The 23,025-nt window shown below is 60.0% G+C and carries 21 protein-coding genes; 12 read left to right on the forward strand and 9 right to left on the reverse strand.

Going from position 1 to position 23,025, the window contains the following annotated elements:
* Positions 1-6: 6 nt before the first annotated feature.
* The gene (pyrC, locus tag RCI20_RS14765; protein WP_373691531.1) at positions 7-1,038 is read right to left on the reverse strand and encodes a dihydroorotase; all 1,032 of its coding nucleotides are present in this window, start codon (positions 1,036-1,038) and stop codon (positions 7-9) included.
* Between the two features lie 47 nt (positions 1,039-1,085).
* On the reverse strand, positions 1,086-1,925 hold the full coding sequence (gene rsmI / locus RCI20_RS14770; RefSeq protein ID WP_306606781.1) for a 16S rRNA (cytidine(1402)-2'-O)-methyltransferase: 840 nt from the start codon (positions 1,923-1,925) through the stop codon (positions 1,086-1,088).
* Positions 1,926-1,948: 23 nt separating this feature from the next.
* Here rsmI and RCI20_RS14775 point away from each other — a divergent pair, with 23 nt between their 5' ends.
* The 6 genes from RCI20_RS14775 (at position 1,949) to RCI20_RS14800 (ending at position 6,167) form a co-directional block, all read left to right on the forward strand.
* Entirely contained in the window at positions 1,949-2,311 is a 363-nt protein-coding gene (locus RCI20_RS14775; protein WP_306606783.1) for a YraN family protein, read from the forward strand.
* Positions 2,289-2,654 carry an HIRAN domain-containing protein gene (locus RCI20_RS14780; protein WP_306606785.1) on the forward strand — a complete coding sequence of 122 codons (366 nt, stop codon included), beginning with the start codon at positions 2,289-2,291 and terminating at the stop codon, positions 2,652-2,654. Before RCI20_RS14775 ends, RCI20_RS14780 begins: the two co-directional genes overlap by 23 nt.
* A gap of 39 nt (positions 2,655-2,693) precedes the next feature.
* Complete coding sequence (locus RCI20_RS14785; protein WP_306606787.1) at positions 2,694-3,284, forward strand: phosphoheptose isomerase; 591 nt, start codon at positions 2,694-2,696, stop codon at positions 3,282-3,284.
* 1 nt (position 3,285) lies between these two features.
* Positions 3,286-3,951 carry a BON domain-containing protein gene (locus RCI20_RS14790; RefSeq protein ID WP_306606789.1) on the forward strand — a complete coding sequence of 222 codons (666 nt, stop codon included), beginning with the start codon at positions 3,286-3,288 and terminating at the stop codon, positions 3,949-3,951.
* A 112-nt stretch (positions 3,952-4,063) separates the two neighbouring features.
* Complete coding sequence (locus RCI20_RS14795; RefSeq protein WP_306606791.1) at positions 4,064-4,447, forward strand: DUF6394 family protein; 384 nt, start codon at positions 4,064-4,066, stop codon at positions 4,445-4,447.
* 13 nt (positions 4,448-4,460) lie between these two features.
* Entirely contained in the window at positions 4,461-6,167 is a 1,707-nt protein-coding gene (locus tag RCI20_RS14800; protein ID WP_306606793.1) for a TrkA family potassium uptake protein, read from the forward strand.
* Positions 6,168-6,178: 11 nt separating this feature from the next.
* Here the strand turns inward: RCI20_RS14800 and RCI20_RS14805 are convergent, their stop codons facing one another.
* Both RCI20_RS14805 and RCI20_RS14810 read right to left on the reverse strand, forming a co-directional pair.
* Positions 6,179-7,612 (reverse strand): bacteriohemerythrin, encoded by a 1,434-nt coding sequence (locus tag RCI20_RS14805; protein WP_306606795.1) that lies wholly within the window; start codon positions 7,610-7,612, stop codon positions 6,179-6,181.
* Between the two features lie 26 nt (positions 7,613-7,638).
* Positions 7,639-9,261, reverse strand: coding sequence for a methyl-accepting chemotaxis protein (locus RCI20_RS14810; protein ID WP_306606797.1), 1,623 nt, complete (start codon positions 9,259-9,261; stop codon positions 7,639-7,641).
* 357 nt (positions 9,262-9,618) lie between these two features.
* On the opposite strand from RCI20_RS14810, the gene RCI20_RS14815 reads away from it, so the two are divergent.
* On the forward strand, positions 9,619-10,107 hold the full coding sequence (locus tag RCI20_RS14815) for an adenylyltransferase/cytidyltransferase family protein (RefSeq protein WP_306606799.1): 489 nt from the start codon (positions 9,619-9,621) through the stop codon (positions 10,105-10,107).
* Between the two features lie 16 nt (positions 10,108-10,123).
* Here RCI20_RS14815 and RCI20_RS14820 read toward each other — a convergent pair whose 3' ends face one another.
* From RCI20_RS14820 to RCI20_RS14835, 4 genes are all read right to left on the reverse strand, one after another.
* Positions 10,124-10,972 carry an HDOD domain-containing protein gene (locus tag RCI20_RS14820; RefSeq protein WP_306606801.1) on the reverse strand — a complete coding sequence of 283 codons (849 nt, stop codon included), beginning with the start codon at positions 10,970-10,972 and terminating at the stop codon, positions 10,124-10,126.
* Between the two features lie 22 nt (positions 10,973-10,994).
* Positions 10,995-11,468, reverse strand: coding sequence for a single-stranded DNA-binding protein (gene ssb, locus RCI20_RS14825; RefSeq protein WP_306606803.1), 474 nt, complete (start codon positions 11,466-11,468; stop codon positions 10,995-10,997).
* A 12-nt stretch (positions 11,469-11,480) separates the two neighbouring features.
* A complete protein-coding gene (locus RCI20_RS14830) occupies positions 11,481-12,692 on the reverse strand; it encodes an MFS transporter (RefSeq protein WP_306606806.1) in 1,212 nt (403 codons plus the stop codon).
* A gap of 107 nt (positions 12,693-12,799) precedes the next feature.
* The gene (locus RCI20_RS14835; RefSeq protein WP_306606808.1) at positions 12,800-14,773 is read right to left on the reverse strand and encodes a WG repeat-containing protein; all 1,974 of its coding nucleotides are present in this window, start codon (positions 14,771-14,773) and stop codon (positions 12,800-12,802) included.
* A 113-nt stretch (positions 14,774-14,886) separates the two neighbouring features.
* Here RCI20_RS14835 and uvrA point away from each other — a divergent pair, with 113 nt between their 5' ends.
* The 5 genes from uvrA to RCI20_RS14860 all read left to right on the forward strand — a co-directional run bounded on the left by uvrA (position 14,887) and on the right by RCI20_RS14860 (position 19,576).
* Complete coding sequence (gene uvrA, locus RCI20_RS14840; protein WP_306606810.1) at positions 14,887-17,721, forward strand: excinuclease ABC subunit UvrA; 2,835 nt, start codon at positions 14,887-14,889, stop codon at positions 17,719-17,721.
* Positions 17,722-17,791: 70 nt separating this feature from the next.
* Complete coding sequence (locus RCI20_RS14845; protein ID WP_306606813.1) at positions 17,792-17,986, forward strand: hypothetical protein; 195 nt, start codon at positions 17,792-17,794, stop codon at positions 17,984-17,986.
* Positions 17,986-18,261, forward strand: a complete 276-nt coding sequence (locus RCI20_RS14850) for a type II toxin-antitoxin system RelE/ParE family toxin (protein WP_306606815.1) — start codon at positions 17,986-17,988, stop codon at positions 18,259-18,261. The genes RCI20_RS14845 and RCI20_RS14850 overlap by 1 nt, the downstream gene beginning before the upstream one ends.
* A gap of 16 nt (positions 18,262-18,277) precedes the next feature.
* Entirely contained in the window at positions 18,278-18,658 is a 381-nt protein-coding gene (locus RCI20_RS14855; RefSeq protein ID WP_306606817.1) for a diacylglycerol kinase, read from the forward strand.
* 147 nt (positions 18,659-18,805) lie between these two features.
* On the forward strand, positions 18,806-19,576 hold the full coding sequence (locus RCI20_RS14860) for a hypothetical protein (RefSeq protein WP_306606819.1): 771 nt from the start codon (positions 18,806-18,808) through the stop codon (positions 19,574-19,576).
* Between the two features lie 40 nt (positions 19,577-19,616).
* Here the strand turns inward: RCI20_RS14860 and RCI20_RS14865 are convergent, their stop codons facing one another.
* Positions 19,617-23,000 carry an exodeoxyribonuclease V subunit beta gene (locus tag RCI20_RS14865; protein WP_306606821.1) on the reverse strand — a complete coding sequence of 1,128 codons (3,384 nt, stop codon included), beginning with the start codon at positions 22,998-23,000 and terminating at the stop codon, positions 19,617-19,619.
* Positions 23,001-23,025: the final 25 nt, after the last annotated feature.

The raw sequence follows: 23,025 nt of genomic DNA on the forward strand, positions 1-23,025 counted from the left end.
TTTCCTTCAGAGCATTTTCCAGGACAGCGACTCGCCCGCCCGCAGCGGCACGATATCGTCGGTACTGAGGTAAGGATAGCTTGCCGGCACGCTCCATGTCTCTTTGGCCAGCGTGATCGTGTCGGTGTTGCGCGGCAGGCCGTACCAGTCTGGACCATGGAAGCTGGCGAAGGCTTCCAGCTTGTCCAGCGCGCCGGCTTGCTCGAAGGCCTCGGCATACAACTCGACAGCTGCATACGCCGTGTAGCAGCCAGCACAGCCGCAAGCCGCCTCCTTGGCGCCCCTGGCGTGCGGCGCTGAATCGGTGCCGAGGAAGAATTTGGGATTGCCGGAAATCGCCGCAGCGACCAGGGCCTCGCGGTGCGTTTCGCGCTTCAACACCGGCAGGCAATACCAGTGTGGCCGCACGCCGCCCTGGAAAATGGCGTTGCGGTTGTACAGCAGGTGGTGCACGGTAATCGTTGCCGCCACATTGGCCGACGATGCCGCGACAAATTCGGCTGCATCCTTGGTGGTGATGTGTTCCATGACCAGCTTCAGCTTTGGAAAACGCTGGGTCAGCGGCAGCAGCACGGTATCGATGAAGACTTTTTCCCGGTCGAACAGGTCGACCGCAGGATCGGTTACTTCGCCATGCACCAGCAGAGGCAAGCCGACGCGCTCCATTTCCGCCAACGTATCGTAGGCCTTGGCGATGTCGGTCAGTCCGGCATCGGAATTGGTCGTCGCGCCAGCCGGGTAGAGTTTCACGGCCTTGACGAAGCCCGAGCTGGCCGCTTTGGCGATCTCGACCGGTGGCGTGTTGTCGGTCAGGTACAAGGTCATCAAAGGGTCGAAAGCCATGCCTTGGGGCAGCGCCGCGAGAATGCGCTGGCGGTAGCCGGCGGCCTGCTCGACCGTCGTCACCGGCGGCTTCAGGTTGGGCATGACGATGGCCCGGCCGAACTGGCGGGCGGTATGCGGCAGCACGGCGGCCAGCGCTTCGCCGTCGCGCAGGTGAAGATGCCAGTCATCGGGGCGGGTGATGGTGATTTTCATGATCTGTTTCTCTTGATTTACTTCTCTGATTCGGTATTTCCGGGATTTTAGCTTTTCAGCGCCAGTGCGCGCTCGTACAACGCATTTTTTGCTGCGCCAGTAATCGCCGCCGCCAGTTTTGCTGCCTGTTTGACGCTGATCCCTTCATCAAGCAACAGTTTGAGCACCCGCTCGCCTTCGCCATCGTCGGCATCGCTCGGCGCGCCGGACAGCATCAGCACGAATTCGCCACGCTGGCGGTTGCTGTCTTCCTTCAACCAGTCCAATGCGGCGGCAAGCGGCAGCGAATGCACCGTTTCGAACAGTTTGGTCAGTTCGCGGGCGATGACCAGCGTCCGTTCGCCGAATACCTTGGCCATGTCGTCGACGGTTTCCAGCACGCGATGCGGTGCTTCGTAGAACACCAGCGCGTACGGCAGCTCGCGCAGCGCTTCCAGCGCCTGCCGGCGTTGCCCGCCTTTGGACGGCAAAAAACCGTAAAACAGGAAATGCTCGTCGGTCAGACCTGAGCCAGACAACGCGGTCGTCGCCGCGCAGGCTCCCGGCAAGGGCACGACCTGGCAACCGGCCGCCCGCACGGCAGCGACGATGCGCGCACCGGGATCGGAAATGCCGGGCGTTCCGGCATCGGAAATCAGTGCCACCGCTTCGCCTGCCTGCAATTTTTCGACGATCCGTGCGGCCGCTTCGTGTTCGTTGTGCTGGTGCGCTGGCAAGGTACGCGCCTGCGCGCCCAACTGTTTGAGCAAGGGGCCGCTATGCCGGGTGTCCTCGGCGGCCACCCAGGGCACGCTGCGCAGCACCTCTTCGGCTCGCCGCGTCAGGTCGCCCAGATTACCCAATGGCGTCGGCACGACGTACAATGCCGCAATCAATTCATTTGTCATATTATTTGTTATATATTTCGCAGATGCAGGCAAAGAACAACAATACCACCGTGGCGCTTGGCCGCGAAGCCGAAACACGCGCCGCTGCCTATCTGGAAAATTGCGGTCTACGGCTGGTTGACCGCAATTTTCGCGTACGTGGCGGCGAAATCGACCTGATCATGCGCGATGGCCGCACGCTGGTCTTTGTCGAGGTGCGCCAGCGCAGCCGCAGCGATTACGGTGGCGCCGGGGCCAGCATCACGGCAGCCAAGCGGCGACGCATCATCCTGGCCGCCCGCCACTACCTGGCCCGACGCGGCGATTGCGACTGCCGTTTCGATTGCATCCTGATCGACGCCGGGCAACTCGAATGGCTGAAACATGCGTTTGCTGCCGACACTTAGCCTGCTGCTCTGGCTGAGCTGTGCGGACGCCCAATCCGTTCGCCTGTTGATCCAGACCTCGCCGCTGGCCGGCAGCCAGTATTACGCAGTCGGTACGTTCTGGCAGCGCCTGCAGGTCGGTGACGAACTGACCTTGCTGCGAGAACCTGGCAATCGCCACGATGCCAGAGCCATCCGCGTCGATTGGCAAGGTCACCAGCTCGGCTACCTGCCCAAGGCGCAAAACCGGGCGGTGGCCGATGCAATGGATCGCGGCGACCGCCTGGTCGCCCGCATCGCACGGCTGACCGAACATCCCGACCCGTGGCGCCGGGTCGTGCTCGAGGTCTATGCCGTGCTGTGATGTAGAATCACGAACCACCCATCAGAAAGAAACCGCTTCATGGATTTGATCGCCCGCGTTGCCAAGCATTTCGAAGACAGTGCCCAGACCAAGCTGAACGCCGTCGATGCGCTGGCGGCGCCGATTGCCGCTGCCATCGAAACGATGACCAACGGCCTGCTCAACGGCGGCAAGATTCTCGCTTGCGGCAACGGCGGCTCAGCTGGCGACTCGCAACACTTCGCCGCCGAACTGGTCGGCCGCTTCGAAGCTGAGCGCCAGGAACTCGCCGCCATCGCGCTATCAACCGACAGTTCCATCTTGACCGCGATCGGCAACGACTATGGCTTTGCCCACATTTTCTCCAAGCAGGTACGCGCGCTCGGCCATGCCGGCGATGTGCTGCTGGCCATTTCCACCTCAGGAAATTCCGGCAACATCATCGAAGCCATCCATGCCGCCCACGAGCACGACATGCGGGTCATTGCACTGACCGGCAAAGGCGGCGGCCAGATCGGCGAACTGTTGCGCGACGACGACATCCACCTGTGCGTACCGGCCGACCGCACGGCCCGTATCCAGGAAACCCACCTGCTCATCATCCACTGCCTGTGCGACGGTATCGACGCACTGCTACTCGGAGTCGAATGACATGAAAAAATCACTGATCCTTTCCTCCCTCGCGCTGGCGCTGGCCCTGCCAGTACTGCAGGGCTGCGTTCCGACAATGATCGCCACTGGCGCCGCCGTTGGCGTCATGAGCATCCATGACCGCCGGACGACCGGCACGCAAACCGACGACGAAACGACGGAGTGGCGTGCCAAAGCCCATATCCCTGAGCAGTACCGCAACCTGTCGCGTATCAACATCACGTCTTATAACCACCGCCTGCTGCTCACCGGCGAAGTACCGGACGAAACCGCCAAGGCAGCCATTGAAGTCGAAATGCGCAAGGTTGAAGGTGTACGTGAGGTTTACAACGAACTGGGCATCGGCCCGGTCTCGCCACTCAGCAGCCGCAGCAACGACGCCTTCATCGACTCCAAGGTCAAGGCCAGGCTGGTCGATAGCAACCAGATTTCAGCCAACCACATCAAGGTCGTCACCGAACGCGGCATCACCTACCTGATGGGCATCGTCAAGGAGCGCGAAGCCCGGGTAGCCACCTCGGTCGCACGCACCACGGCAGGCGTGCGCAAGGTGGTGAACATCATGGAAATCATTTCCGACAGCGAAGCCCAGCGCCTCGACACGCAGGCCCTCGGTAGCGGCAGGAGTGCGCCGCCGGCACAGGTTGTTCCTGTCGAAACCCGCTGATTATTGCGGTCAACCCTGAGGGCAGCCTTTTTTCCATGGTCCCAGGGCCGGCTTTTGTTTTATGGCCCCAGGGCCAGTTTGGCGTTTCCATGATCGCCACAGGGAGAGAAAAATGAATCTCGAAAAAGTCGTTTTCGGTTTTTTCATCGTCCTGGCGGCGACGCTTAATTTTGGCTTTTTCATTGGCGATATCGACCGCCCGGAACTGCACCATGTTTATGAACTGGGCGCTGCGCTAGTTGTCAGCCTGATCGCCACCGCGCTCAAGTTTGGTGACCGGACGCAGATTGGCGCCATTCATCTGGCTACCAGCCTGGTGGCCGATCTGCAACTGATCGCCGCGACGATTACTTGGGCGATTGCAGTACACGTCACAGGAGAGGGCATGACCGCCTCAGTCACCTCCAGCGTGGTTTCGCTCTCCGGTGGCGCGCTGTTTGCCAACATCGTGTCGGTCATCATCCTGATCGTCGAAACCGTGATGATGCGCCGCTGACGCGGAGCCTGCGGTGGTCAACAACACTTTCTTCCTCGCCCTTCGACGCTTGCGCGCGCCGATCATCGGACTGATCGTCATCTACGCGATCTCGGTCTTCGGATTGACGCTGGTCCCGGGTATCGGTGCCGACGGGCAACCCGCCCCGCCGCTATCCTTCTTCCACGCCTTCTATTTCATCAGCTACACCGCAACGACTATCGGTTTCGGTGAAATTCCCAATGCCTTCTCCGATGCCCAGCGGATGTGGGTCATCGTGTGCATCTATCTGAGCGTCGTCGGCTGGTCTTACACCGTCATCACGCTGATCGGCCTGCTGCAGGACAAGGGATTCCAGAATACGCTGACCACCGGCCGCTTCATCCGGCGGGTTCGCCGCCTCAAGGCGCCTTTTTATCTGGTCTGCGGTTGTGGTGAAACGGGAAATCTGATCTGCCGAAATTTCGACCGTATCGGCCAAGCCTTCGTGGTCATCGAAAAAGACGAACTGCGCGTCGAAGAGCTCGACCTGCAGGATTTCAAAACCGACACCCCTGCCCTCGCAGCCGACGCCAGCCTGCCGGACAACCTGTTGCTGGCCGGATTGCAGCATCCCAAGTGTCGAGGGGTGTTGGCAGTAACCAATGACGAACAGGCCAATCTGGCGATTGCCATCGCCGTCCGCCTGCTTGCCCCCAAACTCCCCATCATCGCCCGTGCCCGGAGTCCTTCAGTCGCCGCCAACATGGCCTCCTTCGGCACCGAACACATCATCAATCCGTTCGAACGCTTTGCCGAACATCTGGCACTGGCTGTCGCCGCCCCTGAACGCTTTCGCCTGATTGAACTACTGACCAGCCTGCCCGAATCGCCTATCCCCGACCCCCACCGCCCACCGCACGGACACTGGATACTTTGCGGCTACGGCCGATTCGGCCATGCCGTCGCGCAACACCTGCAGGCCGCCGGGATCACGCTAACCATCATCGACCCGACAGCCTCCGGCGAAGATCAACGCATCGTCGGTGATGGCACAGAGGCGAAAACACTGCAACAAGCCGGCATTGCCAAAGCGTCGGGCATCATCGCCGGCAGCGATAACGACGTAAACAACCTGTCGATCGCCGTTACCGCGACAGAACTCAAGCCCGACCTGTTCGTCGTCGCCCGCCAGAACCAGTCAGCAAATAACGCACTATTCCAGGCCTATGGTGCAGAATTCGCCATGGTGCCCAGCCACATTGTCGCCCACGAATGCATTGCCATCCTGACCACCCCGTTGCTGGCCCGCTTCCTGACACAATTGCAGAATCGCGATGAAATCTGGTGCCATCGCTTGGTCGACCGGCTACAGGCACTGAACAATGGACTGACGCCCAGCGTCTGGGCGATTCGTTTGAATGCTTCGGAAGCACCGGCAGCGCGCCAGGCACTGATGCGCGGGCGAGCCTTCAGGATCGGGGAAATCCTGCGCGAAGGCAGTGATCGTTCACAAACACTGGCCGCGGTCCCCCTGCTGGTTGACCGCAACGACTACATGTACCTGCTACCCGACAGCGATTTTCAGCTCGAAGCCGGTGACCACGTGCTGTTTGCCAGCTCGCAATCGGTCCTCAACAAGTTGAAATTCACCTTGCAATACGCCAATGAGCTGGACTACGTGCTCGACGGCAAGAGCAATTCGGGTAGCTGGCTTTGGGAAAAATTACGTCCCACCTCCACTAGCCACCACGCACGATAGGCAGCCCCGCTTCATCGCCGCTCAGTGTCCCGATAATCCAGATAGGGTCGATAACACTGGTCCTCGCCAAGAATATGATCGCGCAGCCAGTCACGCAGGTAATTCAGGATACGTTCGCCAAACTGAGTACGCCGACGATAGATGAACTCTTCCCTGACAGCGCTAACCCAGTTGACAAACCCCAGATGCACATTGCGATGCATCTCGAGATCCGGGTAGCCACAATCTTCCATCAGCTTCTCTTCGTACTCGAAATGGAAGGCTGCGTAACTCACCAGTTCATCAATGATCATGGCAACCATTGCCCGATCATTCTGCCCCTCGGCACTGGCCAACTGATTGATCGTATCGATCAGTATCTGGTGCTGCTCGTCGATATGCAGGTCCCCGACGCTCATTTCCTCAGCCCAGCTAACCAGAACCACCCTGGATCGTTCCTCGACCACGCCAATGAATGCATCGACCACTACAGGGTCGAACTGCGTGCCACTTTGCTCCCGAATCAGCGCAACGGCCTGCTCTGTACTCCACGGTGCCTTGTACGGACGGCGTGAAGTCAAGGCGTCAAAAACATCGGCAATCGCACAAATGCGGCCTGACAAGGGAATGGCGTCACCGGCCAGGCCGGCCGGGTAGCCCTTCCCGTTAAACCACTCATGGTGCGTCAAGGCAATTTCAGAACCAATCAGCAGGTAAGGGCTATCCCCCATCATCAGCAGGGCCTGCTTGAGCAACTGGCCTCCCACCGAGGCATGAAGCTTGATGATTGCACGCTCTTCGTCGGTCAACGGCCCCGCCTTGAGCAATATCCGGTCTGGCGTGGCGATCTTTCCCACGTCGTGCAAGATACTGGCCGTGCTGACATGACCGATGAAATTGTCATCAACGATATCCGTGAAATGACCGCGCCGCTTCAGCTCGCGCGCCGTTTGCCCGACCAGGCGGGCAACCCGAAGGACATGCACACCAGTATCCGTATCCCGGTGCTCGGCGAAGTTGGCCATGGCCACCACGGTCGCTTTGGCATTACGCTTCAGATCCTCCTGCGCATTACTTTCACGCGTAATGTCCAGATAGGTATAAACATACCCGCCGGAGGGCAGGGTCGTGGCTGAAACGCTCAATACGACACCGTTCGGACGCACCCGCTTCAAGCGCTGATTCTCTCCGTCGCGCATGGCCTGCAGACGGCGCTCCAGAAAACGTTGCTGATCCCTGACTTCGACAAACTCTCCCCGCGTGAGCAGGTATTGCAACAATTCGCGATACGGACGACCAACAAAAAGGCTTTCCCCATCAATCTCCAGCAAGCGCCGGTAGGCACGATTATGCCGCCGGACAATCAGTTGCTCATCCAGCCAGAGAAAGCCTTGATCCATCGTATCAAGCGCTTCGAACAATCCTTCGTCCGGATCGTGATGCACAGTCATCGTGTTAGCAGCCATCCCTTGAACCCCAAAAGCAATAATGCTTAACGGATAAATTTAAAGTAGGCGATAAGTTCCCGCAAGTGTGATGCGGTATCCCGCATTTGATTGGCTTTCTGCCCAACCTCAGTGATGGTGGCGGAAGTATGGTCGATCCCTTGAACGATGTCGTTTACCTGGTTGGCAATCTGGTTTCCCGCCGCAGACTGCTGTTGCGTCCCTTCAGCAATATAGCGAGAAATTGTGACAACTTCCTTCTCGTGCTGCGACACTGAGTCCAGCCCACTACGAGCCTCATTCATGGCCAGATCGGTTGCGGCAACATGCGTTCCAGCAACCTCCATCCCCTGCACGGCAATTTTTGTCACGCGCTGGATGGCATTGACCGTTGCAGTAATTTCGTTGGTCTGGGCCGCCGCCTTTTCCGCCAGCTTGCGCACCTCATCGGCCACAACGGCGAAACCACGGCCCGACTCACCTGCACGCGCAGCCTCAATCGCAGCATTCAGTGCCAGCAGATTGGTCTGATCCGCAATATCCTTGATCGCCAGGGAGATTCGGCCGATGGCAACGGTCGATTGATAAAGCTCAGCCATGCTCTTGCTAGCACCGTCGACCGCACGGACAACCTCACCCGATGCCGCCTGACTTTCCGCCATGCTTTGCTCAGCCGCTCCAAGCAAATCATGTGAAGTTGCTACCACCTGCGTTGCCATCCCGGCCTGCTCGGCAACATCCTGCGCCGAGGAGACCAACTGCTCGACAGCTGCGGCAATGCGACTCACGGCAATCGACTGAAGCTCGGCGACCTCACGAGTCCCCAGCATGCCGGAGTTAACCGCGTCGGCATTCTTTTCGACCCGTCTGGCTGAGTCCGCAATCTCGGCCATCATCGCCTTGAGGTGCGTCTGCATGGTCACCAGATCGTCGTTCAATCGCCCCAATTCATCCAGGCGCTCAAGAGAAATCGGATCGGTCAAATCTCCCTGGGCAATATGATCAAGACGCTCCGACGTTCCCCCGATCAGCGACATGACCTGATTTTGCATGATCATCAACCAGAGACCTATCGCCACACTGGCAATACTCAAGGAATGCAGACCATATTCAATATGAGCAGTGTGTAAACCAAGTTGCGCCCCGAACAAAGGCAAGAGTGCGCTCAGCACCTGTGCGCCCAGCAGGCCAATCACCAGGCCGGTCAGTTTTTTCCGGATGGAGAGACGGCGCCACCATGAGGCCTGCGGGATGGAGGCCTGACCGGCATTCAATTTTTGATACAGGGCTTGTGCATCGGCAACCTGCTGACGACTCGGTGCAGTACGCACAGACATGTAGCCAATCGTTTCTCCGGCTTTTCGCACCGGCACGACCAAGGCCTCAACCCAGTAAAAATCACCGTTTTTACACCGATTCTTGACGATCCCACGCCAGGGTCTACCGGTCTTGACCGTATCCCACAACCAGGCAAAAGCCTGCACCGGCATGTCCGGATGGCGCACCAGGTTGTGATTCTTGCCAATCAATTCATCCAGGGTAAAGCCACTGATATCGATGAAGGTATCGTTGGCATACGTAATGATTCCCTTGAGATCCGTTCGGGAAACAATATAACGCCCCGCAGGAAAGGGAATTTCCGTCTGGGTTACCGGTTGGTTATTTTTCATTCCAGCCCCTCAGCATAGATATTTTTTCCAGCAAGACACAAGATTTATGGAGCAGGGAATACTAGCCGAAAAAAATTTCACCCTTCCATCATTAGCGCAAAAAAAGTGAGAATTGAATGAGATAAAACCTCGCAAAGGTGAGGAAAACACAAGAAGCTGTGAGAATTTGCGAAGAATGCTGGACCAATAAAACAAAAAGCTCCAGCCAACCTGAGAATGATGCGGGGATTCTGGATCCGTTAGCGCACACGCGGCGGAACGTGCGCGAAGAGAGATGCGATACCAACTTATGTGAAAAATCAGTGGCCAGGCCCCGACGCCATCTAAAATGCGTCCTTTGATTCAGCCGAATACGCCATGACCTACGCCCCTCCCGCCTTTGAAAGCAAAATCTGCCCGCCAGAGCAGTTGACCGCAAGATCGAGCGAATTGGCCCACCCGCTGGTTTTTACCAATGGTTGTTTCGATATCCTGCATCGCGGCCACGTCACCTATCTGGCGCAGGCGGCAGCACTTGGGAAAAACATGGTGGTGGCGTTAAACAGCGATACTTCGGTCAAGCGCCTGGGCAAGGGCGATGATCGGCCGGTAAACAGGCTTGAAGACCGCCTGGCGGTGATGGCGGCACTGGATTGTGTCGCACTGGTTACCTGGTTCGATGAGGACACGCCGTTGCAGCGCATCCTGGATTGCCGGCCGGAAATTCTCGTCAAGGGAGGCGACTGGCCGGTGGAAAAAATCGTCGGCTGCACAGAGGTTTGCAGCTGGGGCGGGACGGTGCACTCCATCCCGTTCATTCATCAAACATCAACGACCGCACTGCTGGAAAAAATTCGTCGCCTGTAAAAGCGACAGCGGCAAGTTAGCCGCCCAAGGCCTTTTTCAGCGAAGTCACTTCTTCTTCCGACTCGGCAATGATTTCGGCCAGCGTTTCTGCGTCGAACAGTGAATCGAGCATCGAAGTATCGACAGCCCCGTCAAGTGCGGGATCGCGCCAGCTTGATGCCCGATTGGCGATCTTGTTGGCCACATAAAGGACATCCGACAAACTCTTCAGCTCCTTTATTTCACGGTCGGTTTCATGCTCCTGCACTGCCACCAGAACGGACTCCGGCGACCCCAGGGCCGACAGCAAGGCATGGCCGATGCTGTCGTGCCAGCCGACCAGCAAGGCGTGCAGTTCGGCCTTATCGGCGACCAATTCCGGGAAACCAGCCGCACGCGACATCAGGTAAAAAACGCCGATATCGTGCACCAAGCCGGTAAACATCGCCTCGTCACCATTGATTTTGGCGATTTTCCGCGCCAATACCCGAGCTAGAGCAGCCACATGCGCCGTATGCTCCCACAGACGCCGGGAGATATCTTCGAAGGGCTGCATCTGCTTGGATTTCAGCAACTGCTCCATCGCCACGGCGAACGACACCGTGCGTACCGCCTCCATGCCGACCCGGATAATCCCGTTCTTGACGTCGGCAATTTCCCGACCGGACGGATTCAAGGCCACCGAGTTGGCCATCCGGATGATCTTGGTACTCATCAAGGGCTCGGCACCGACCAGTTTGGCCAACTGGTCGACGCTCAGATTCGGGTCCTTCAGCGCCGTGCGTACCTGAAAAGTGATGTCGAGAAAGGTCGGAAAGGAAATCTCACTGCCCGACAAATCCTTGGCAATATCTTCAAGAACCTTGAAGGTGACGGCATTGGCCATAATCAACTACCTCGCTGGCGTTTCAGAACGGGATATCGTCGCCCAGATCGTCAAAAGAAGGCTTCGGCCGGTTTTTTGGCGGGGCTGGTGCGTAGTCGGTCGGTTCGTCGTAGCCACCGCCACCACCGCCGCCGCCAGACGAAGCCGGAGCACCCATACCCTGACGGGAGCCGAGCATTTTCATTTCGTCACCACGAATTTCGGTGGTGTAACGTTCCTGGCCATCCTTGTCAGTCCACTTGCGCGTGCGCAGACTACCTTCGATATAAACCTGCGAGCCTTTTTTCAGGTACTGGCCGCAAATTTCCGCCAGTTTGCCAAAGAAGGAAATACGCACCCATTCGGTCATTTCCTTCTTTTCACCCGTCTGCTTGTCTTTCCACGAATCGGTACAGGCAATGCTGAAATTGCAGATCGCCTCACCTGTCGCGGTGTAGCGCATCTCGGGATCGCGCCCCAGGTTACCGATACCAATCCATTTATTCACCGATGCCATCTGTCATGTCTCCTAGGCAGTTTTGTCCGCAGTCGCCGGCGCCGGGCGCCGTTGCGGGAAATTCATTGAGCCGGCAACGGCCAGCCAGATCAGGGCCAGGACGATACAGGCAGAAAACACCGCATTATCGCCGAAATGTTGCGCAATGTAGCCGCCCGCCGCGCCACCAATGAAGAGGCCGATCGCCTGCGTCGTGTTGTACACACCCAGCGCCGCGCCCTTGGCGGCGGGTGGCGCAGTGCGCGAAACCAGCGAGGGCAGCGTGGCTTCGAGGATATTGAAGGCAACGAAAAACAATAACAGCCACAGGCCCAGCGTCCATAAACCGTCGCTGAACAGGAACAGACCCAGTTGAACGATTGCGGTCAACGCGATGGCGGAGCAGAAAATGGGGCGCATCTTGTCGCGCTTTTCGGCGGCGATAATCGCCGGCACCATGATCACGAAAGAGACCAGCACGGCCGGCAGATAGACCTTCCAGTGCTCCGCTGCCGGCAAGCCGCCACGACTCAGCAAGGCATGCGGCAACACGACAAACATCGCCATCTGGATCATGTGCAGCACGCCGATACCGAGATTGAGCTTGAGCAGATCGGGATTGGTCAGCACCGCGCGCATCGGCAACTTGCTGTGACCGGCCGGTTTGGGCACCGGCGGCACCGCCTTGATCAGCAGCACGATGGCCCCGAGCGCCAGTATTCCGGTCAACGAGAACAAGCCGCCCATACCTACCCAGCCGTAGAGCAGCGGCGCCCCGACCAGCGACAGCGCGAAGACCAGACCAATCGACGAGCCGATCATCGCCATGACCTTGGTGCGGTGTTCCTCGCGCGTCAAATCGGCGGCCAGCGCAGTCACCGCAGCAGAAATCGCCCCGGCACCCTGCAGCACGCGACCGACGATCATCCAGTGCATATCCGGCGCCCAAGCGGCAACAAAACTGCCAAAGGCAAAAATCAGCAACCCGGCCACGATGACCGGCTTGCGCCCGAGCAGGTCGGAGGCAATACCATAGGGAATCTGGAAAACCGCCTGCGTCAAACCGTAAGCGCCGAGCGCCAAGCCGACCAGCATCAGGTTATCGCCCCCGGGCATGGTCGCTGCGTGAATGGAAAAGACAGGCAGGATCAGGAACAGCCCGAGCATGCGCAGGGCAAAGATGGAAGCCAGCGACGCACCAACGCGACGTTCTTCCGGGCTCATACGATCAGTGGGGACAGACATTTAGGTGTTGTTGCAATGCAGCGAGGGAGTGGATAGTAGCAGGTTTGCACCAACAGCTTTCACCATGCCAAGCCAGCCCCGAGGGCTGACCTGTATTTTGTACATCACTAAGGGCAAGCTTGATCCGGTGTCTCGGGCCAAACGAGGATACCTGCCGAATCACTCAAAACTTCTGGACCGCAAGGCGCCAGCACCACAGACAAGCGCAATTTGCCAGTCGCATCCAGATACCTCACCTGCCCACTGCGTACCACGCGCGCCAGACCAGCCTCTACTGCGCCAGCATCGTCAAACTCGGCAGCAACCACCCAGCGGCCGCGAGGATCAATGTAACCGTAACGACCATTGCGCTTCACCACCGCCAAGCCACCGGAAAACATATCCGCTTCCTCGAACTCGGGCTGAATCAGCCAGGCGCCATCGCGCCCGATATAGCCCCAGCGCCCATTTTCGTTGGCCGGCGCCAAACCATTCGCAAACTGGCCGACACCAGCAAAGCGCGAAGGAATGACGAAACGTCCCTGGTCATTGATAAACCCCCAGAGCTTCCCTTCACGAGCCGGCGCCAGGCCCTCGCTGAAACGACCCGCCCCGGCAAAGCGCGGCGCGATGCGCAGTTGTCCGCCCGGTTCCAGATATGCCCACAGCCCGCCTTCCTTGACCAGCGCATAGCCACCGGCAAAACTGTCGGCGTCCTGAAAGCGCGGCTTGATGACCAGACGTCCCTCCCGATCAACATAGCCCCACTGCTCGCCGGACAGCACCGGCGCAAGCCCTTGAGCAAAACTTCCGGCATCGTCGAAATCGATTGCCAGGACGGGCTTGCCTGACACATCGATATAACTCAGCGTCTCCCCCACGCGAACCAGCGCCAAGCCTTCGGAAAACGTAGCGGCTTCTGTGAAACCAGGAGGAATGGCAACCTGCCCAGCCGCATTCAGGTAGCCAAAGCGGCCGTTCAACTCAAACGGGCTGAGCCCCCCGGCCTGAGCAGACAACGCACCGGCAGCGCTTGCTGGCGGCGCTTTTGTTGCTTCCTTGACGCTGGGCAAGGAGGTACTAGCGGCGGCCGCCTCTTTGCTCACAGCCAATGGCATGGCAGCAGTCGACGGCTGAATGATCAGCCGTCCATCCGCGCTCTGTTGATCATTTTCGAAGCGCCCTTCCCAATAGTCGCCACTGGCAAAACTGAGGCGCCCCGGCCCATGCCGGAGACCGTTTTGCCAGTTGCCTTCGTAACTATTGCCATTCGGTATGGAATAACTTCCCTGGCCGTGCGGCAAACCGGCCTGCACATCCCCCTCATATCGACCGCCGTCGGCAAAAAGGATCTGACCACGGCCAACCGCCTGATCATCCCGCCAATCGCCTTGATAACTTTGCCCGCTGGCCCAGACAAAACGACCATACCCCTGGCGCCGACCGGCTACGACACGACCGAGAAAGCGGTCGCCATTGACCCATTCGACACTCCCCTCGCCGGAAACTGTGCCTTGCTGGGGATCGATCCGAAAATCGCCACGATAAGTCGTATCGCCAGCACGAACCGTCGGGGCATTGGCGGCGGGAGCCGGCAAACGGCGGGCCGGGTCCTCCATGGGTGGCGCTTGTACCGCAGCCTGGCGCACCGGAGAAACCGTGCCAGAGGGAAGTGCCCGTGTTACCGGGGCCGTAGTTTCTGGCTGCTTGACCGACGGCACCGCCACCGCAAGCGCCAGCCGACCTTGGCCACTCAGGCGCCCTTTGCACGTCTCGCGATATTGCTGCCCATCGGCATCCAGCCAGAAAAGACAACCGGGCGTACAGGCCCCGGCAAGCAGACGCTCGCGAAACACATGACCGCCACCCTCTTCGCCCTGATAGGTCAATTCACCCCGACACCCCAGTGCGGCGAAATCAAATCGGCCGCAAACTGTACCGGGGGTATAGCAATCGATTTCCACCCGCGCCCGCCAACCTTCCTTTTCCTGCAAAACCTCCGTCTGCAAGGGACCGGCGCCAACCGGCGCGACGAGGGTGAGCAACAGGAGGACAACCTGGCACAGGGAAGTGCGGTAGCTAGCGCAACTTGGCGTATTCATGACGATATCCACGAAAGGCAATCCAAAGATTATAGACAAGCCGGACATCGCCTTGCCGGTGGCTTTTGCGTATAGTTTCCCTCCCCCTCCTCGACAGCGTTGGAACAACAGCGATGGAAACCATCCGTATCCGCGGCGCGCGCACGCACAATCTGAAGAACATCAATCTCGATCTGCCGCGCGACCAGCTCATCGTGATTACCGGGCTGTCCGGCTCCGGCAAATCCTCGCTCGCCTTCGACACGCTGTACGCCGAAGGCCAGCGGCGCTACGTCGAATCACTGTCGGCCTACGCCCGGCAGTTCCTGCAATTGATGGAAAAACCGGACGTCGACCTGATCGAAGGGCTTTCGCCGGCGATTTCCATCGAGCAGAAGGCCACGTCGCACAATCCGCGGTCGACCGTCGGCACCGTGACCGAAATCCACGATTACCTGCGCCTGCTTTTCGCCCGCGCCGGCACGCCGTACTGCCCGGAACACAACCAGCCGCTCGAAGCGCAGACCGTATCGCAGATGGTCGACCACGTACTCGCGCTGCCGGCCGAAACCAAGTTGATGATCCTGGCCCCCGTCGTGGCCAATCGCAAGGGCGAACAGCTCGACCTGTTCACCGAACTGCGCGCCCAGGGTTTTGCCCGCGTGCGGGTCGACGGCACGGTGTACGAAATCGATGCGGTGCCGAAACTGGCCAAATCGCAGAAGCACACCGTCGACGTCGTCGTAGACCGGCTGAAAGTTCGCGATGACATGCGCCAGCGCCTGGCCGAATCCTTCGAAACCGCGCTGCGCCACGCCGAAGGCCGGGCCATCGCGCTGGAAATGGACGGCAACGTCGAGCACATGTTCTCGGCCAAGTTCGCCTGCCCGGTCTGTTCCTACGCCTTGCAGGAACTCGAGCCGCGCCTGTTCTCCTTCAACAACCCGATGGGCGCCTGCCCGAAGTGCGACGGCCTCGGCGTCATCCAGTTTTTCGATCCGCGGCGCGTGGTTGCCAACCCGGCGCTGTCGCTGGCCGGCGGCGCAGTTCGCGGCTGGGACAAGAAGAACCAGTTTTATTTTCAGATCATCGAATCACTGGCCGATCACTACGATTTTTCGGTCGACACGCCTTTCGAGCAACTTTCCGACGAAGTCCGGCAGATCGTTCTCTACGGTTCCGGCAGCGTCGCGATCAACTTCCATTACGCCAACGAGAAAGGCACGCGCTTCGACCGCAGCCACAGTTTCGAAGGCATCATCCCCAATCTCGAACGGCGCTACCGGGGCAGCGACTCGACCGCCGTGCGCGAAGAACTGTCGAAATACATCAGCAACCAGAGCTGCCCGAGCTGCGCCGGCACACGGCTGCGCGTCGAAGCGCGCCACGTGCGCGTCGGCACCGGCAAAGGCGCCCTGACGCTGCACGAAATCAGCCGCCTGCCGCTCGGCGAAACCCGCAATTACTTCAACTGCCTGACGCTGACCGGCGCCAAGGCGCAGGTTGCCGACAAGATATTGAAGGAAATCACTGCCCGGCTGAGTTTCCTGATCAACGTCGGCCTCGATTACCTGTGCCTGGAACGCTCGGCCGAAACGCTGTCCGGCGGCGAAGCGCAGCGCATCCGGCTGGCTTCGCAGATCGGCTCCGGACTGACCGGCGTCATGTACGTGCTGGACGAGCCATCAATCGGCCTGCACCAGCGCGACAACGACCGCCTGCTGCAAACCCTGCGCAACCTGCGCGACATGGGCAATACCGTGCTGGTCGTCGAACACGACGAAGACGCGATCCGCTCGGCCGATTACGTCATCGACATCGGCCCCGGCGCCGGGGTGCACGGCGGCGCTGTCGTCGCCCAGGGCACGCCGGCCGAAGTGCAGGCCAACCCGCTGTCGATGACCGGCGACTACCTGTCCGGCCGGCGGGCAATTTCGCTGCCGAAACAACGTCGACCGCAGAATCCCGACAAAATCCTGCGCGTCGTCGGCGCCCACGGCCACAACCTGAAGGACGTCACGCTGGAAATCCCCGGCGGCCTGCTCACCTGCATCACCGGCGTCTCCGGCTCCGGCAAATCGACGCTGATCAACGACACGCTGTACGCCGCCGCTGCCCGCCACCTCTACGGCTCGACGGCGGAACCGGCGCCGCATAAGGAAATCGTCGGTCTCGACCTGTTCGACAAGGTGATCAACGTCGACCAGGCGCCCATCGGCCGCACGCCACGCTCCAACCCGGCCACCTATACCGGCGTCCTGACGCCGATCCGCGAGCTGTTTTCCCAAGTCACGGAATCGCGCGTGCGCGGCTACGGCCCCGGCCGTTTCAGCTTCAACGTCAAGGGCGGGCGCTGCGAAGCCTGCCAAGGCGACGGCATGATCAAGGTCGAAATGCACTTTCTGCCCGACATTTACGTCCCGTGCGACGTCTGCCACGGCAAGCGCTACAACCGCGAAACGCTGGAAGTGCAGTACAAGGGCAAGACCATCCACGACGTGCTCGGCATGACGGTCGAGCAGGCACGCGAATTCTTCGACCCGGTCCCGGTCATCGCCCGCAAATTGCAAACGCTGGTCGACGTCGGCCTCAGTTACATCACGCTCGGCCAAAGCGCCACCACGCTATCCGGCGGCGAAGCGCAACGCGTCAAACTGGCGCTCGAACTCTCCAAGCGCGACACCGGCCGCACGCTGTACATCCTCGATGAACCGACCACCGGCCTGCATTTCCAGGACATCGAAATGCTGCTCACCGTGCTGCAACGCCTGGCCGACCACGGCAACACGGTCGTCGTCATCGAACACAATCTCGACGTGATCAAGACCGCCGACTGGCTGGTCGACCTCGGCCCGGAAGGCGGCGACGGCGGCGGCCGCATCCTGGTAGCCGGCACGCCGGAACAGGTCGCCAAATGCAAGGCCAGCCATACCGGACGATTTTTGAAACCGTTGCTGGAAAGAAAATGATTCCTGCTGTCGGTAGAAACGCGCTTGCGCTAGACTGAACAACGAACCAGCCCCTCCTTGAAGGACTCCCGTGAGCAAGACGATTTCCCCCATCATTTCCGAATTTGATACCGATGAGCAGGCGGCGCACCATGACGGCTGGTTCAAGGCTCAGGTAGCTGCCAGTATCGAAGATGATCAACCTTGCCTTCCTCACGATCAGGTGATGGCTGAATTGGAGGCAATTATCAGCGAGGCGGAACAGCAGCAGCGGAAATCTGCCTGATGCTGCCAATCTTCTGGCGGGCAAGCGCCCGCAAGAATCTGCTTGAGATCATTCGCTACATTGCCCACAGCAACCCTGCTGCGGCACGACGAATGAAATCTCTGATCGAAGAAGCAATTTTGCCAACCGCCGAACACCCTTATCTGTTTCGTCCTGGACGCGTCCCCGGTACCCGGGAAGTGATTGCTCATCCCAATTACGTATTGGTCTATCGTGTCCTGGCGGATCGGATAGAAGTCACGAACGTACTGCATGCGCGGCAGGAATACCCCTAACCAAATCAATGACATCATGAGCGAATACAAGGAATTCAAAGGCAAGCAGGGCATCGCCCGCCTGATCAATGCCCTCGGCTACTCACGCGATGGCCTGGGCGCCGCCTGGAAAAATGAAGCGGCTTTCCGCGAGGAAGTCATGCTCGCCATCGTCGCCATCCCGCTGGCGCTTTTTCTCGGCCATACGGGCGTCGACCGCGCACTTTTGATCGGCAGCATCCTGCTGATCCTGATCGTCGAAATCCTCAACTCCGGCCTCGAAGCCATCGTCGACAAAGCCTCGCCGGAGAAGCACGAACTGGCCAAGCAGGCCAAGGACATGGGCAGCGCGGCGGTGTTGCTGTCGCTGGTCAATGCGGCAGTGGTGTGGGCTTGTGTGCTTTGGCCGGCTGGGTGATCCGGCAGTTCATCAGGACAGAGTCAGATCCTGTGATCGGCCTTTTGCGGTGATCTACAAGCATCCTTGCGCCCCCTGCCAGACCAATGACAAAACCATAAAATCCTCTCGTCAACCTGTCAACTCTTTGCTAATGCCCTGTCGCGCATGGAATTCGTAATTTTTGGCACAGCCAATCTGATCGCGCTCATGCTCCTTGTCGCGCTGACAGTCTTGCCACTCTATCTACTCAGTCTGATCGGCCAACGTTTAGGACACTTCATCGGTTTTCAAGCCATGCGCTGGATTCTGCCGATCTTCGGCACTGGTTTGGCTGCCGCCTGGGGACTGGCGAGCTTTTCAGCTTTTGAAAAGGCTTGTCATTCAGTACCTGGCGTTATCGTACTCTCCAGGCCAAATGTCGAGCCAAGCGGTTTTGTCGTTCGGGGTAGGTCGAACAGAAGCTTCGGCAGCCTGGAGTTCAACTGGCCGACCGCTTTGGAAACTGGCGCCTTTCAGTTTGTCGACGCGGAAGGCGGCCGACGATGCCTGGGCAAGAAAGAAAATGAGCGAGCCCTCCTCTTTCCGACCACTCACGACTGCGATCTATCGGATCAACCGGGGATGATCGTGGACGTTCTGCCTCATGCAAGATCCAGCCTGTGGTGGTATCCACCGATTTTCGAAGCGACCATCGAAATCCGTGAGTTCGATAGTGGCAGAGTTCTGGCTAAAGCCACAGATTTGGTCTTCGGTGGCGGACTGACCGGAAAGTACCTGCGCTTATTGGGTGGCGATCAAGATTTTGAACATTTGAGTTGTGGTTTTGCATTGTCCGACATTGGTCCGTGGCGACCCTCTTTGGTCTCTCACCCCCGTTTCAGCGAGTATCTTCACGCCGATCTCAAACTCATCAAGCTGGCTGCGGGCAAGCAATAAACCCTGGCTTTCAGTCAGCAATCCAAGAAAATCAGGTCATTCAAGCTAGGGAAGACAACTCAACCAAGCGCCCCTGCAACGGAAACCACACCGCCAGCCGTAACGGCAACGAATCACCGGCGAATACACGGGCATAGCGTTCGAGTTGCGGCCTGAAACCTTCTGCCTTTATCGCTAGCTCAGCCTCGGCATCAGCCACCACCCCGCGCACGGTTTTGTAGTCGATGATCCAGCGGCAGCCGTCGGCGATGAAAACGCGGTCGATCACGTGGTTGACCGCAAGATCGCCGTCCCGCGTGCTCCAGGCTTGTTCGGCGGCACCACCCTCATGATCGCTGAGCAGCCAGCGGCCGGTTTCCGAGGCCAGCGTGTTGTTTATTGCGGTCAACGCTTCCTGCGCGCCATTTTCCGCTGCCGATTCGTCATGTCCCTGTTGCACCAGCCAGCGCTGCCAGGCGGGCTGCAGCGTGTTCAAACGGCTGAGCGGCCACGCTGCCAGCCCTTGCCGGGCAATCAACTCGAGACAGCGATGAACCAATGTGCCGACGGAGGCTTCCAGCACCAGTCCTATTTCGGGCAGGGTTTCATCCAGTGAATTAGCCGCCAGCAGGTCAGCGTTGGCGTTCGGCTTGAACGGCGCAACTGCAGGCGGCTGCGCCAGCGCTTCGGGAATGGCTGGATGGGCCAGACGAATCAGCGGCGGGACGAAGGTCGCGGGGTCGAAAGCATCGGCCGGGGCGACGGTGCCTTGACCTTCGGCCAATGCGGCAACGAACACCGGCTGGGCGATGCCGGGCCACAGTAATTTGAGGAAGCTGCCGCTGGCCGGTAGCTTCAGGCCGTCATCGGATTTCTCGCTGCTTGCCGCCAGCCCAATCAGGTGCAAGCGGCGGATGGCGCGCGTTGCGGCGACATAGAGCAGGCGTTCGGTTTCGTGGCTGGCGCGGGCGTTTTCCAGACGGCGCAGATAGTCGTACACGCAAGGCTCGGCGGATTGCTCGCCCTTTGCCCGCATCGGCGCGACGAGCAGGCGCTCGGCGCCGTCGTCGGCGATCACTTCGTCCCACAGCAGCAAGGCACTTTCGTTGCTACCGGTATCGCGTTGCAGGCCGGGCACGATGACCGTTTCAAACTCCAGGCCCTTGGCTTTGTGGATGGTCATCATCTGCACCGCATCGCCTTGCGGGTCGGCCGGCGCGTAGAGCTCGGCGGCCTGCGCGGCAAGATTGTCCGGATCGAGCTTGCGACTTGCGGTCAACGCGTCGACCAGGCCAAAAAAGGCCTCGATATCGGCCAGCGCAGTCGACGCACTGAGGCACTGCGGCCCGCCCAGCATCAGCCAGACGCCTTCGAGCCAGCGCCGGGGCGGCTGGCGGTCGCGTTCGGCGAAGGCCAGTTCGAGAATGCCGCGCACGTGCAGCAGACGCTGCCGACCGTCGTCGCTCAAGGCGGCGAGGCGGCTGTCGTCGTGCATCAGTTGCCAGACGGTGCGCTGCTTGTCACCGGCGACCAGCGCGTGCAGATCGGCCAGGCGCAGGCCGCACCACGGCGCGCGCAAGAGCGCCAGCCAATGGATGCGGTCGGCGCGATGGGTCAAGGCGCGGAACAGGGTTAGCAGATCCTGCACATGCTGCCGCTCGGCCAGCCCTTCGATTTCGACGGCCTGAAAACGCAGGTCCGGCGCGGTCCGGCGAATTTCATCGACCAGCGCATCGAGATGCTTGCGCGCCCGCACCAGCACGGCGATGCGGCCTTGCGGATCGGTGCGCCGGGCGGCCTGGATCAGGTCGAGCGCGATGCGCGCTTCTTCTTCCGCGCCATCGCTGCTGTCGCTGACGATGACCGGATGCACGGTCACGCCGCTGTCGGCGACGGCCGGCTTGGTCGCCGCCGATTCGGCGTAGCGCACGGCACCGGCCGCCGGTTCGTCAGCCGCCGGGAAAATCGTCGGAAAGGCCATGTTCACCCAGTCGACGATGCCCGGATGCGAACGGTTGTTGCGGAACAGGCGCAGGTGTTCGAGTTGCAGGTCACCAATGCCGCGTTCGCGCACGTTGAGAAACAGACCGACGTCGGCCTTGCGGAAGCGGTAGATCGACTGCATCGGATCACCGACCACGAACAGCGTCCGTCCATCGTCCGGCATCCAGCCGCGCATCAACTTTTCCAGCAGCACCACCTGGCTCGGGCTGGTGTCCTGGAATTCATCGACCAGCAGGTGACGAATGCGGTAATCGAGCGCCTGCGCCAGATCGGTCGGCGCTTCGTCGTCGCCCAGCGCCAGCCCGGCACGCGACGCGATTTCGATGAAATCGACTTCGCCGGCTTCCTGGAAAGCCAGCCACAACTGGCCAGCAGCCAGACGCAGCAGGCGCGAGAAGTTTTCTACGGTCGACCACTCGCCATCGCTCAAAACCGGCGACGGCAAACCCGGCAACTCGGCCAGCGCGGCTTCCAGACCGGGCACGCAGGCCAGATCGGCGAGCAGTTCGCCCATCGCCTTCTTCGGTTCGGCGAATTCCTTGCCGGCCGGGAAACCGACATTCTTGTTCAGCGCCTTGCGGAAACAGCCTTCGCTGGTCAGCAACACCCCGGCCAGTTGGCGCCAGGCCGGCATGGCACTGGCCTCCGGCCCGAGCGGCTGGGTCCAGTCGAGCAGCAAATTCAGGCTTTCCGGCACGTTGACCGCAGCAAAACGCACGAGCGGCATCAAGCGCGCCTGCCAGCCGCTATCGAGCAATTCGGCAACGCGCATCAGATCGCGTTCGACCAGCGCCGCGAAACCGGCTTCGACTTCTGCCCGCAGTTCAACACTATCGATCCGCACCGCGTGCTGCAACCACTGGTCACGCCGGCCCAGCATGGCGATCAACAACCGTTCCAGGCGCCCGGCATCGTTGTCCATGAAGGCCAGCGCGGCGGCGACGACTTCGCCATCCGGCGTCTCCGACTCGACCATTTCCAGCGTATGCCGCGCTGCCGTTGCGTAATGCGCTTCGGCATCGTCGGCCACGCCGGGCTGGGCGCCGAAGCGCGACAGGAAAGGCATCTGGCGCGCCAGCCCGGCACATAGCGCGTCGAGCGTGGTGACGCGCAAGCGGCCGGGATGATCGAGCAGACCCCAATTACGCGCCTGATCCCGCGCCAGCACGGCCTGCGCCCATTTGCGGGTTTCCTGCTTGTGCGGCGGCAAGGGTTCCCAAAACGCCTGCGCCGGCTGACGCGCCGCTTCCAGGCTGCCGAGAATCCGGTCGCGCATTTCGGCCGCCGCCTTGTTGGTGAAAGTCAGGGCCAGCACTTCTTCCGGATGATCGACCGTCGCCAGCAGGCGCAAGGTGCGCTGCGTCAGTAGTTCCGTCTTGCCGGCACCGGCCGGGGCTTCGACGATGAAGGAAGCCAGATCGAGTGCCCGGCGGCGGGCCATTTCGTCTTCTTTCAGACGGTCGCCC

Source organism: Azonexus sp. (genome assembly GCF_030824335.1).
In the GTDB taxonomy this organism is placed as follows: domain Bacteria; phylum Pseudomonadota; class Gammaproteobacteria; order Burkholderiales; family Rhodocyclaceae; genus Azonexus.